At 62.0% G+C, this 10,906-nt stretch carries 11 protein-coding genes; 3 read left to right on the top strand and 8 right to left on the bottom strand.

The annotated features are described in order from the left end of the window. The first annotated feature begins 46 nt into the window (after nucleotides 1–46). On the top strand, nucleotides 47–508 hold the full coding sequence (locus OQ248_RS11785) for a TIGR02444 family protein (protein WP_265812912.1): 462 nt from the start codon (nucleotides 47–49) through the stop codon (nucleotides 506–508). Here OQ248_RS11785 and OQ248_RS11780 read toward each other — a convergent pair. Continuing rightward, complete coding sequence (locus OQ248_RS11780) at nucleotides 505–1,653, bottom strand: AlgP family protein (protein ID WP_265812911.1); 1,149 nt, start codon at nucleotides 1,651–1,653, stop codon at nucleotides 505–507. The two genes, OQ248_RS11785 and OQ248_RS11780, sit on opposite strands and share 4 nt — an antisense overlap. 192 nt (nucleotides 1,654–1,845) lie before the next feature. Between OQ248_RS11780 and OQ248_RS11775 the strand changes: the two genes are divergently transcribed. Continuing rightward, nucleotides 1,846–2,511 carry an FKBP-type peptidyl-prolyl cis-trans isomerase gene (locus tag OQ248_RS11775; RefSeq protein WP_265812910.1) on the top strand — a complete coding sequence of 222 codons (666 nt, stop codon included), beginning with the start codon at nucleotides 1,846–1,848 and terminating at the stop codon, nucleotides 2,509–2,511. A gap of 59 nt (nucleotides 2,512–2,570) precedes the next feature. Here OQ248_RS11775 and rsd read toward each other — a convergent pair whose 3' ends face one another. The 7 genes from rsd to OQ248_RS11740 all read right to left on the bottom strand — a co-directional run bounded on the left by rsd (nucleotide 2,571) and on the right by OQ248_RS11740 (nucleotide 8,953). Then, complete coding sequence (gene rsd, locus OQ248_RS11770) at nucleotides 2,571–3,029, bottom strand: sigma D regulator (protein WP_085708939.1); 459 nt, start codon at nucleotides 3,027–3,029, stop codon at nucleotides 2,571–2,573. 185 nt (nucleotides 3,030–3,214) lie between these two features. Continuing rightward, on the bottom strand, nucleotides 3,215–3,766 hold the full coding sequence (locus OQ248_RS11765; RefSeq protein ID WP_265812909.1) for a disulfide bond formation protein B: 552 nt from the start codon (nucleotides 3,764–3,766) through the stop codon (nucleotides 3,215–3,217). Nucleotides 3,767–3,983: 217 nt separating this feature from the next. After that, on the bottom strand, nucleotides 3,984–5,222 hold the full coding sequence (locus OQ248_RS11760) for a heme biosynthesis protein HemY (RefSeq protein WP_265812908.1): 1,239 nt from the start codon (nucleotides 5,220–5,222) through the stop codon (nucleotides 3,984–3,986). Beyond that, nucleotides 5,219–6,358 carry a uroporphyrinogen-III C-methyltransferase gene (locus tag OQ248_RS11755; RefSeq protein ID WP_265812907.1) on the bottom strand — a complete coding sequence of 380 codons (1,140 nt, stop codon included), beginning with the start codon at nucleotides 6,356–6,358 and terminating at the stop codon, nucleotides 5,219–5,221. The genes OQ248_RS11760 and OQ248_RS11755 overlap by 4 nt, the downstream gene beginning before the upstream one ends. Nucleotides 6,359–6,374: 16 nt before the next feature. Continuing rightward, nucleotides 6,375–7,130: a uroporphyrinogen-III synthase gene (locus OQ248_RS11750; RefSeq protein WP_265812906.1), complete on the bottom strand. Its 756-nt coding sequence runs from the start codon at nucleotides 7,128–7,130 to the stop codon at nucleotides 6,375–6,377. Further along, nucleotides 7,127–8,068 (bottom strand): hydroxymethylbilane synthase, encoded by a 942-nt coding sequence (gene hemC, locus OQ248_RS11745; protein WP_085708934.1) that lies wholly within the window; start codon nucleotides 8,066–8,068, stop codon nucleotides 7,127–7,129. The genes OQ248_RS11750 and hemC overlap by 4 nt, the downstream gene beginning before the upstream one ends. Before the next feature lie 138 nt (nucleotides 8,069–8,206). Beyond that, nucleotides 8,207–8,953 (bottom strand): LytTR family DNA-binding domain-containing protein, encoded by a 747-nt coding sequence (locus tag OQ248_RS11740; protein ID WP_085708933.1) that lies wholly within the window; start codon nucleotides 8,951–8,953, stop codon nucleotides 8,207–8,209. A 471-nt stretch (nucleotides 8,954–9,424) separates the two neighbouring features. On the opposite strand from OQ248_RS11740, the gene argH reads away from it, so the two are divergent. Beyond that, entirely contained in the window at nucleotides 9,425–10,819 is a 1,395-nt protein-coding gene (gene argH, locus OQ248_RS11730) for an argininosuccinate lyase (RefSeq protein WP_103368168.1), read from the top strand. Nucleotides 10,820–10,906: the final 87 nt, after the last annotated feature.

The raw sequence follows: 10,906 nt of genomic DNA, 5'->3' as shown, positions 1-10,906 counted from the left end.
GCGGCGGAGTCTACCAGCTTCGCTCACAACTGGCGCGAGTAGCACGATGTCCTCTGACCTGTGGAGCTTTGCCCTTGCCGTCTACGCCCGCCCCGGCGTGGAGGATGCCTGCCTGCGCCTGCAATCGGCGGGGGCCAGTGTGTGCCTGATGCTGTGTGGTTTGTGGCTGGAACAGCGCGATGCGACCCGCGACGAGGTACGCACGAGGCAGCTTCAAGAGCTGACCATCCCTTGGGACAAAGAGGTGGTTCAACCGCTGCGCGCGATGCGCATGCAGTGGAAAAATCTGGCCGACACCGATCCCGTGCTCAAGGGTATGCGCGAGCAGATCAAGGGGCTGGAGCTGGAGGCGGAGCGCGCGTTGCTGTCGCGACTTGAAGGCGTAGCGCAGGGATGGAGGCGTAATTCGAAGGAATCGAGTGACTGGCTGGAAGTGCTGGCCGGCCCTGCGGCCAACCTTAACCGCGACGCGCTGCAAGTGCTGCGCGTCGCGGCGACCGGCGCTTAGGAAGCGCTGGACGGGTTGCTGGCGACGCTCGACACCGGCGCCGAGGATGGCGTGGTTGCGGTGGTCGAGGTAGTGGCGGCCGATGCAGGTGCTGTGGTCGCAGCCGGAGTTGCCGGAGCGGCAGGTTTGGCAGCAGGAGCGGTGGCCGGTTTGGCTGCAGCTGGCTTGGCAGCGGCTGGTTTTTTCACTGCTGGTTTTGCAGCAGGTTTTGCGGCTGGCTTGGCGGCCGGTTTAGCGGCGGTCGCTGGCTTGGCGGCGGCAGTTGCAGGCTTGGCAGCGGCAGCCGGTTTGGCGGCTGGTTTCGCAGCAGGCTTGGCAGCAGGTTTGGCCGCTGTTTTTGCCGCAGGCTTGGCCGCTGGTTTCGCTGCAGCTTTGGCAGCGGGTTTGGCTGCAACCGGTTTGGCCGCGGTTTTGGCCGCAGGCTTGGCAGCAGCCGTTCTGGCCGCAGGTTTTGCTGCCGGTTTGGCGGCTGGTTTAGCAGCCGGTTTGGCAGCTGCGATTTTTGCCGGAGCCGCTTTTGCAGCAGCGGTTCGCGCAGCAGGTTTGGCAGCCGCTGGTTTTGCGGCAGCCGGCTTGGCGGCAGCAGGTTTTGCAGCGGTTGTTTTAGCCGCAGGTTTCGCAGCGCTTGCGGCTGCGGGTTTCTTCGCTGCCGGTTTTGCGGCGGCTTTCACTGGCGCTTTGGCCGGTGCTTTTGCAGCAGGTTTGGCGGCCGCTTTTTTCGCAGGCGCCGCTGCCGGTTTGGCCGAACGCAGGGACAACGCCTTGCCGACAGCTTCCTGAACACGACCGACACCTTGGGCCAGTTTCAGGCTTTCCTGGGCATCGCGCTTAAGTTGCAGAATGTAGCTGCGGGTGTCGGACTGACGATCCTTCAGCGCATCGAGCAAGTCTTCGAGTTCCTTCACGGCAGCCTTGGCCTTGGTCTGCGCCTTGGCTTTACCGGCTGTGGCTGCGTCCTGCAATTTGGTGCGGGATTTGTGCAGTTTTTCTTGTGCCTTGCCGCGTTGCTTTTCCAGTTTGGCGAGCAGTTTTTCAGCATCAGCCAAGGCTTGGGAGCAAGCGTTTTCCAGATGTTCGAGCAGGCTGCCCGAGAGCTGTTGGAGTAAGTGCAACGGAGTGTTTACAGGCTTCTTGGTGGCCGACATGGTTTACCTCCTGGCTGACGTGAGTGCGGCTCATACTAGACCTCTGCTGCTACCGCCGCTAGGGCATGTTGACAGTATCGAATGCACTCGGTTGCAGGCTCGCGAAAAACTTCTGCACATTGCTCAAAGCAGTTCACCGTTGCAGAGCTTCGCGCTGGCATAATCCACCGCAATTCAGGACGGAGAGTGCCCATGTCGCGCTACCTTTTTTTATCCCTCTGCATGATCTTTTCGGCGGTCCAGGCCGACGAAAAAAACGCCGCGAACGATGCCCACGATCTGGCCTACAGTCTCGGCGCGAGCCTTGGTGAACGGCTGCGCCAGGAGGTTCCGCAACTGCAGATCCAGGCCTTGATCGAAGGCCTGCAACAGGCCTATCAAGGCAAGCCGCTCGCCTTGAGCGAGGCGCGTATCGAACAGATTCTGGCGGATCACGAATCGCAGACGGCCGAGCATGCGGCCATGCCTTCGACTGAAGCGGCGATGGAAAACGAGCGACGCTTTCTTACCGCCGAAAAAGCCAAGCCTGGAGTGAAAGAGTTGTCCGACGGCATCCTGCTCACCGAGCTGACGCCGGGCAATGGTGCGAAGGCCGGCCCCGACGGAAAGGTGCAGGTGCTGTATATCGGTCGGCTGCCGGATGGCACCGTGTTCGACCAGAACACTCAGCCGCAGTGGTTCAATCTCGACAGCGTGATCGCAGGCTGGCGCACCGCTTTGCAAAACATGCCGGTGGGCGCGAAGTGGCGGTTGGTGATTCCATCGGATCAGGCTTACGGTGCCGACGGTGCCGGCGACTTGATCGCGCCGTTCACACCGCTGGTGTTCGAAGTCGAATTGCGTGGCGCGACCGGTTGATCGCCCAATAAAAAACGGTGCGCTGTTGGCGCACCGTTCTTGTGTCTTGCGGGACCGGTTCAGGCCTGAACCGGATCCTCTTCTTTGTGGGCGGTATGCAGCACTTCGATCAGGCAGTCTTCCAGTTCGAAGCGCTCGTGGAGCAGCCCACCCAGCTCCTTGAATTTTTCGGCAACGCATTTGCCTTCATCGCAAAGATCGTTGAAGGCCAGCAGTTTTTCCGTGATGACATCGATGCGCGGGTAGATCGTCTCGGCCAGTTCCAGGCCGCGCTTGTCGTTGAAGGCCTTGGCCTCGCCCGTCAGTTGTTCGTAGATTTCGAAGTGCCCGGCCGACACGTAATCGACCAGTACGCCGCAGAATTCCTGCAAGGGCTTTCGATCTTCGGACAGTGCCTGAGGTTCTGCGCCCAGCTTGTCGTAGGCAGCGATCAATTCCTCACGCTCCTGGAGCCAGCGGTCGATCAGCAGATGAACTCCACCCCAACGTTCCTGAGCATTCTGACAACTTTCGAGCATGGCGATCTCTCTTCCCTTGTGGGTCATGCTGCCCTACACCCGCGCCCCTTCTTGTAGCTGTTGCTTTGAGAGGCGTTCAGGCAGAGCGTCATCGAGCAACACAAATCCAATGACACGTGCGGGCCAGATTATGCCCGCACGCCTGTGGCTTCAAGGTACGCAGGAGAGAAAGTTCATACAAGTGTTTAATCCCCGACCAGCGCCCGGTGCGACGCTTCGCCGCTGAGCGGTCGCTGCAGAGCGCTCCAGGCCAGTCGCAGCAATTGGTAAACCGCAAGGATCGACATGGCGACGAAGAACAGCAGGCTCCACTCGGGAACGCTCAGATCGAACAACGTCCAGGACATTTGCGAGCAATCCTCGCTGTCAGTGAACATCCGCGCCAGGGCGCAAAGCCAAGGCAGGTGGCTGAATAACTCCTCGGTACTGGGCGCGCACTGTGCCAGATGATGCATCGAATCGCTTTGCAGGAGCACCTGCCGCCATGCAGCCATGGTTGCGCCGAGACTGGCCGCCAGCGCACCGGACCAGTAGAGCGAAAGGCCGAAGCGCCCTGGCCCATGCACCGCTGCCACACCACAGCAGGTGGTGAGCATACTCAGGAAAAACCGTTGCACCAGGCACAGGCTGCACGGCACGAGACCCACCGCGTACTCAAGGTAATAGGAAGCTCCCAGCGCCAGTGTTCCCGCCGTGAAAGCCATAAAAAACAGGGAGCGTGAGCAGGTCAACGACATGGGTTATCCGTAACAATAAAGACAGGCAGTTACGGTAGAGGAAAGGGCCTCGGCCTTTCAAGGCAGGTCACTGGCGACACTTCACCAGAGATGTAGGGAAATCCCGACAGACGCGAGAGGAAAGAATGTAGGCCTCTGTAGGACTTTGCCTCAGAAGTGAAATAGCGGTAACTATTCAGTCAAGGATATGGGTGAGGGAGCGCACTCCCCCATCCACTCAGGCGTGAGCCTGCACCGGTAAAGGCGCGGCCAGCAGGCGCTCGTCCAACAATCCCAGACCTTCCTGGAACAGCTGGTTGCTGCGCTCGGTATCACCCAGCCGGGCCAGCAGTCGCGCCAGCTCCGCGCAGGCTTCCGGGTTGCGCTGCGTACGCAGGCTGCTTTCCAGATAGTCCCTCGCCTTGCCCCACAGACTGGCTTGCAGGCACAGTCGGCCGAGCGTCAGCAGCAGGCTCGGGTCGGCGGGATGATCCTTGAGCCAGCCCTCGGCCACCTGCAATTGACGCGCCGGATCACTGCCGCGCACCAGGCCATAGAGGCGCGCCAGGTGGCTGTCGTACTTGCGTTTGAGGGCGTTGCGCAACACCTCTTCCGCCTCGACCTGAGCACCGAGCTGACGCAGTTGCTCGGCGTAGGCCAGTACCAGCGGCGACTCCTGACGCTGTGACGAGGTCAATTGCTGCCAGGCGCGGTTGAGCGATTGCAGACCGACCGCGCCATCCTCTTCGCGATGTGCCGCCAGCGACAGATTCTCTCCCCAGGCGCGACGTTCCAGCTCGGCCAGTTCGGCAGGCGGCAGGACTTTGTCCTTGCGCAGCTCGGGCAGCATGCGGATCACCGCCGACCAGTCACCGCGCTGCTGATGCAGTCGCTGCAACTGACGCAGGGTCTGGACGTTGTGCGGATGACGTTCGCGCATGGCCTGTAAGGTCACCAGCGCACCTTCGGTATCGCCACGGTCGGTTTGCAGTTGCGCATGACTCAAGGCAATCGCCAGTTCGGCCTGAGGCTGACGTTCGAGCGCGCGCTCCAGCAGACGGTCACTTTCCTCGTAATTGCCTTGCTCGTTGGCAGCACGGGCGGCGCCGAGGTAATACAGCAACGGTTGGCGCTCGGCCTCGGCAGCCCGATAAAGGTGACGCTGGGCGCTGGCCCAGCGACCTTCGGCCAGATCCAGTTGACCGTGCTCGATCGCCACTTGCACACGACGACTGCGGTTGCGGCGCGACCACGGATTGACCACGCCACCGGAGGTCAGCACCAGCTCGACCAGCGCCTTGATGCCCCAGATCAGCAGCCACAGCACCGCCACCAGCGCCAACGTCGCCCACAGGCTCGACTCATAGCGGAAGCTTTTGTAGGCCACCAATACGTAACCGGAATGCTCGGCAATCGCCAGACCAAGGGCCGCCGTCGCAGCGATCACCAGAAACACGATGACATACAGGCGTTTCATGGCGTGGTCTCCTGCGCGGTGGCAGCAGGTTTGGCGAAGGGTTTCACCGAGTCTTCAGCGTTGACGTTACGGCGCTCAAGATAGGCCTGCACGGCGCTGAGGGTGCCCGCCAGATCCGGCGTAACAACCGTGACCGGTTGCTTGCTCAGTTCCGCAACCTGCTCGAGCATGATTTTGCTCTGCGGGTTGTCTGGATTGAAGTTGCCCTTGAGCACATCCCGCGCTTCAGTCAGCGCCTGGGTGTAGACCGCTGCCTGACCGTTGAGAGCCGCCCATTGCGCCTGTTCCAGAGAGAGACTCAGGGCCAGGCGTACCTGGCTCAGGCTCTGCCCTGCGAGCAGCGGCCGTACGTTCTTGTCGGCATTGAAATCGATGCGGATGTAGCGCGAGATCTGATCCCACCACTGCGACCAGCGACTGGCACCGTCACCATCGGAGGTCAGGCCCAGCAGTGAATCGCCGCGATCCTTGTATTCGGGCGCCAGTTCGGTGAGCCCGATGACCTGATCGCGCAGCGCGCCCAGCTTCAGGAACAGACCGGTACGATCGGGCTGCTCGGTACTGCGCAACGCCACCAGGGTTTTCGCCACTTGTTCACGCGCGGCAAACGAACCCGGATCGTTTTGTTCCTTCAGAATATCGTCGGCACCCTGCACCAGTGCCTGAGCGCTGCTGATGTCCTGCAAGGCAGAAAGACGCAGGCTGGCCAGTCGCAGCAGATGCTCGGCCTCGGCCAGACGCCAGTCCTTGCGGCTAGCCCCGAGGACGGTTTCCAGACGCTGATTGAGGCGCTGCTGATCGCCCTGCAGTTGCGTCACCAGACGCTGGCGTTCGGCGAGCTCGTCAGCGCCCGGCAGTTGCCCGAGACGCTCGGTCAGACGCTGCTCGTTGAGTTTCAGGTTCTGGGCCTGATCATTCAACGCCTGCACCTGACTCAATTGCTCCTGCGTGTTGGCTTGCAGGTGTCGCACCTGCCAGACACCCCAGCCACCCACCGCAACACCGGCGGCGCCGAGCAGCAGCGCGACAATGGCCAATCCGTTGCCTCGGCGCGGTTCAGCGGCCGGTGGCGGTGCATCAACCGGTGCATCGATCACAGGTTGAACGTCATCTTTAGGCAAGGCTGTTTCGCTCACGTATCCATCCTTTGCATTAGAGAACGGGCACGGGATTCTCCCGTAACGCCGTCAGCAAGGCCGCGGCACTGGCGCCGCGACAATCCACAACTGTTCGGGCCCCGGCGGCACGTGCCTGCTCGGCGACCCTTGGGCTTGGAACAAACAACGGCATCTGCGCCAGCGCCGGCCATGTATCGCCGGCCAATTGGCGCAGGTGCTCAAAACCCTGTCCACTGCTGACCACCAGCCCGTTCAGGCGTTCCGCCGCAATCCGTCGGGGCAGTTCCCGCGGCGGATAGTCCGGCAGGTCACGGCGGTACAGTTCCAGATACTCGACACTAGCACCAAGCGCGCGCAGGCGCTCGGCCAGCAGCTCGCGACCGCCCTCTCCGCGCAGGATCAACACCTGTGCGCCGGGCCGTTCAACGACCTCGAGCAGACGCGGCAATTGCAGCAAGGCTTCACTGTCATCGCCCTCGTCCGGGCAATGCGCATCGAGACCCCGATCCCGAAGAATCTGCGCCGTCGCTGCGCCAACGCTGAACCAGGGCATGGCCGGCACGGCATCGATCAATTGCACAGCGATGCGTGCCGCCGGTTTGCTGACCACGATCACCGCGCTGTAGCGCGACAATCCGGCAAAGGTCTGGCGCATTGTGTCAGAGACCGGCAGCGGCGCAATTTCCAAAAGCGGCAGGCAGCTGCTGAAAATCCCCTGCCCGGCCAGCACCTCGGCCAGCGCCTCGCAATCGTCAGCGGGGCGCGTCAGCAGCAGGCGCCAGGTCGTCACTCGTGACCTGCCTCGCCGTAGACAGCCTTGAGAATGTCGTCGGCACCCTGGCGAAGCAAATCTTCAGCGACCTGCACACCCAGCGCTTCAGCGTCAGTGCGCGGCGCCCGGGCTTCGGCACTCAACAGCTTGCCGCCGCTCGGCTCGCCGACCAGACCTCGCAGCCACAATTGCTCGCCTTCGAGCACGGCGTAGCAGGCGATCGGCACCTGGCAACCGCCATTCAAGTGTTTGTTGAGGGCACGCTCGGCGCTCACACGGTCAGCCGTATCGGCGTGATGCAGAGGTGCGAGCAAGGCGTGGATTTCAGTGTCGGCGCTGCGGCATTCGATACCGACGGCGCCCTGTCCACCGGCCGGCAGACTGTCGTCGACGCTGATGGCAGAGGTGATGCGATCTTCGAAACCGAGGCGAATCAGACCGGCCGCCGCGAGGATGATCGCGTCGTACTCGCCGGCATCGAGCTTGGCCAGACGGGTGTTGACGTTGCCACGCAGGAAACGGATTTCCAGGTCGGGACGACGGGTCAGCAACTGCGCCTGGCGGCGCAGGCTGGACGTGCCGACGATGCTGCCGGCCGGCAACGCATCAAGGCTGGAAAAAGTATTGGAGACAAACGCGTCGCGCGGGTCTTCGCGCTCGCAGATGCAGAACAGGCCGAGGCCTTCGGGGAAGTCCATCGGCACGTCTTTCATCGAGTGGACGGCGATGTCGGCTTCATTTTCCAGCAGCGCGGTTTCCAGTTCCTTGACGAACAGGCCCTTGCCGCCGATTTTCGACAAAGGCGAATCAAGCAGCTTGTCGCCGCGACTGACCATGGGCACCAGCGTCACCAGCAGTCCCGGGTGGGCTGCTTCCAGACGGGCTTTGACGTATTCGGCCTGCCAGAGGGCCAGTGCACTTTTGCGGGTGGCGATGCGGATTTCGCGAGAGGACATGGATCAATCCGTACTGAATAGATACGGCGGATAATAACAGCTCAGCCAAATCCACTTTGACCTGAATCAGAAACGGCGTGGCCTCCCTGGCCGGCATTGCCTGGTGAAGAGAATGGATAGCCGCCCGACGCCCTCGGGCTAAAGCCCTTGCATCATTTTGCGTACGCCCGCCACATGCCGGCGGCTGACGATCAGCGCGTCACCGTTCAGGCCCTTGAGGAACAACTGGAAGTGGCCCAGCGGGGTGCGTTGCAGACGCTCGATGCGGTCGCGGGCGACCAGCGCATTGCGGTGGATCCGCACGAAGCGCTCGCCGAACTCGTCTTCCAGCGCCTTGAGTGGCTCGTCCAGCAACACTTCACCGGCCTCATGACGCAGGGTCACGTATTTGTGATCGGCAATGAAATACACCACCTGATCCAGCGGGATCAGTTCGATGCCTTTGCGGGTTCGGGCGCTGATATGACTGCGCGGACCATTGCCGCTTTCGGCGGCGGGACGGGTCAGGGCCGATAGCTGAGCCCGATTCGGACGTTCGGCCCTTTTCAGGGCTTCCTGCAGATGTTCGGTTCTCACGGGTTTCACCACATGGCCCACGGCGCTGGCCTGCAGGGCCTCCAAGGGAAATTCATCGATACCGGAGCAGAACACCACGGCGGGCGGGGTTTCGCGTTCGCACAGGCGGGCAGCCACTTGCAGGCCGTCGAGGCCCGGCATGCGGATATCGAGCAGCACGATATCCGGCTTGTGGCTGTCGATCAGTGCCAACGCCTCTTCGCCATTGGTGGCGCTGGGCTCCAGGACTGTGTAGCCCTCGAGCTCGCTCACCATTCGGGCGAGGCGCTCGCGGGCCAGTGGTTCGTCATCAACGATCAGGACATTCATATTGCGCTGGATTCCTGCGTGAGTCTCGCACAAGGATAGCGTAGACAAGTGGAGTGACGTCCGTCACCGCGATCCACGCTAAGACTAGCGCGAGCGCCAAAAAGTGCCGTACGTCGGCCGGCATTATTTGCCGACACCCGGGACGCACCACTCGAAGCTCGCGTCTGTCTGCGTTTTACGCAGGGTATGCCGATGGTCAAAACACCCACCCCTCTCTTCTTATAGTCGGCGGCCAGACCTTTGCACGATCCACAGTCGCGCCGACCCTTAGTCCTACTGTAGACGCTCGCCGGGCCGATATTGCTCAATCGGAAAATATCCTTGCGCAAATCCCCCGGAACCGGCGGCGACTATGAACGCAGAGATGAGAAAAAAACGTATCGACCAGTGTCAACGACAGGATTGGCAACCCTGTTATTATCCGCGCCAGCGTTTCACGCCATCTTTCTTCAAGCCGATACGAGCGAATTCATGAGCACTGACAAGACCAATCAGTCCTGGGGCGGCCGCTTCAGTGAACCCGTCGACGCCTTCGTCGCCCGCTTCACCGCCTCCGTCACTTTCGACCAGCGCCTGTATCGCCACGACATCATGGGCTCGATTGCCCACGCCACCATGCTGGCCAAGGTCGGCGTGCTGACGGATGCCGAGCGCGACAGCATCATCGATGGCCTGAAGACCATCCAGGGCGAAATCGAGGCCGGCCAGTTCGACTGGCGCGTGGACCTCGAAGACGTGCACATGAACATCGAGGCACGCCTGACCGACCGCATCGGCATCACCGGCAAGAAGCTGCACACCGGCCGCAGCCGCAACGACCAGGTCGCCACCGACATACGCCTGTGGCTGCGTGACGAGATCGACCTGATCCTGGCCGAGATCACCCGCCTGCAAAAAGGCCTGCTGGAACAGGCCGAGCGCGAGGCCGCGAGCATCATGCCGGGCTTCACCCACCTGCAGACCGCTCAGCCTGTGACCTTCGGGCACCACATGCTGGCCTGGTTCGAAATGCTCAGCCGCGACTACGAACGCCTGGTCGACTGCCGCAAGCGCACCAACCGCATGCCGCTGGGCAGCGCCGCGCTGGCCGGCACCACCTACCCGATCGACCGCGAATACACCGCACAACTGCTGGGCTTCGACGCTGTCGGCGGCAACTCGCTGGACAACGTGTCGGATCGCGACTTCGCCATCGAATTCTGCTCGGCCGCGAGCATCGCGATGATGCACCTGTCGCGCTTCTCCGAAGAGCTGGTGCTGTGGACCAGCGCGCAGTTCCAGTTCATCGATCTGCCAGACCGCTTCTGCACCGGCAGCTCGATCATGCCGCAAAAGAAGAACCCCGACGTGCCTGAACTGGTACGTGGCAAGACCGGCCGCGTGTTCGGCGCCCTGATGGGCCTGCTGACCCTGATGAAAGGCCAGCCGCTGGCCTACAACAAGGACAACCAGGAAGACAAGGAACCGCTGTTCGACGCCGCCGACACCCTGCGCGACTCGCTGCGTGCCTTTGCCGACATGATCCCGGCGATCAAGCCAAAGCACGCGATCATGCGTGAAGCGGCGCTGCGCGGTTTCTCCACCGCCACCGATCTGGCCGACTACCTGGTACGCCGTGGCCTGCCGTTCCGTGACTGCCACGAGATCGTCGGCCACGCCGTGAAGTACGGCGTCGATACCGGCAAGGATCTGGCGGAAATGAGCCTGGAAGAACTGCGTCAGTTCAGCGACCAGATCGAGCAGGACGTGTTTGCCGTGCTGACCCTGGAAGGTTCGGTGAATGCCCGTGACCACATCGGCGGCACTGCGCCAGCGCAGGTCAAGGCTGCCGTGGCTCGCGGTCAGGCATTGATCGCCAGCCGCTAAAAGCCAAAGCTTCGCGAGCAAGCCCGCTCCCACACCTGATCTCGAGTGGACACCTATTCGGTGTTCGCAGCAGATCGAATGTGGGAG

This window comes from Pseudomonas sp. COW5 (assembly GCF_026240005.1).
Lineage (GTDB): Bacteria > Pseudomonadota > Gammaproteobacteria > Pseudomonadales > Pseudomonadaceae > Aquipseudomonas > Aquipseudomonas kribbensis.
Note: the sequence above shows the minus strand (reverse complement) of the source record. Positions and strands in the feature narration are given on the sequence as shown.

Coding starts and splice junctions, on each gene's coding strand:
- OQ248_RS11785 (WP_265812912.1), top strand. CDS start 47: ATGTCCTCTGACCTGTGGAGCTTTGCCCTTGCCGTCTACGCCCGCCCC.
- OQ248_RS11780 (WP_265812911.1), bottom strand. CDS start 1,653: ATGTCGGCCACCAAGAAGCCTGTAAACACTCCGTTGCACTTACTCCAA.
- OQ248_RS11775 (WP_265812910.1), top strand. CDS start 1,846: ATGTCGCGCTACCTTTTTTTATCCCTCTGCATGATCTTTTCGGCGGTC.
- rsd (WP_085708939.1), bottom strand. CDS start 3,029: ATGCTCGAAAGTTGTCAGAATGCTCAGGAACGTTGGGGTGGAGTTCAT.
- OQ248_RS11765 (WP_265812909.1), bottom strand. CDS start 3,766: ATGTCGTTGACCTGCTCACGCTCCCTGTTTTTTATGGCTTTCACGGCG.
- OQ248_RS11760 (WP_265812908.1), bottom strand. CDS start 5,222: ATGAAACGCCTGTATGTCATCGTGTTTCTGGTGATCGCTGCGACGGCG.
- hemC (WP_085708934.1), bottom strand. CDS start 8,068: ATGTCCTCTCGCGAAATCCGCATCGCCACCCGCAAAAGTGCACTGGCC.
- OQ248_RS11740 (WP_085708933.1), bottom strand. CDS start 8,953: ATGAATGTCCTGATCGTTGATGACGAACCACTGGCCCGCGAGCGCCTC.
- argH (WP_103368168.1), top strand. CDS start 9,425: ATGAGCACTGACAAGACCAATCAGTCCTGGGGCGGCCGCTTCAGTGAA.